The sequence below is a fragment of the Vibrio sp. 10N.222.55.C6 genome, from assembly GCF_041473395.1.
Lineage (GTDB): Bacteria > Pseudomonadota > Gammaproteobacteria > Enterobacterales > Vibrionaceae > Vibrio > Vibrio crassostreae_C.
Map to the genome: position 1 here is coordinate 1 of NZ_JBFRSD010000266.1, position 276 is coordinate 276.

A 276-nucleotide genomic window follows, 5' to 3' on the forward strand; every position below is an offset into this window, starting at 1 on the left:
CGCACGGTCTCCCCGTCTACTTCAAATAAGTAGTCCATACCATCTATGCCAACAAATTCTGCGACGTAATCCATTTCACCGGTTCCAGGAGTAACTGTAGGAATACCAGGTTCGATAGGCTCACCGGGAATGATCGGTTTGATTGGAGTATCTGTACCTGGTGGTGTGATAGGACGGTCACCAGAAACTAGATAAAAAGATTTGCCATCAAAGCCATACATTTTACCGTCGTAATATACGATGTTATCGGTAATCGAGATTTCATGTTGTGGAACA

1 protein-coding gene is annotated in these 276 nt (G+C 43.8%); it reads right to left on the reverse strand.

Annotation, left to right across the window (positions count from 1 at the left end):
• Positions 1-276 (reverse strand): hypothetical protein (locus AB4486_RS23585; RefSeq protein ID WP_372118991.1); only part of this gene is annotated, 276 nt, incomplete at both ends.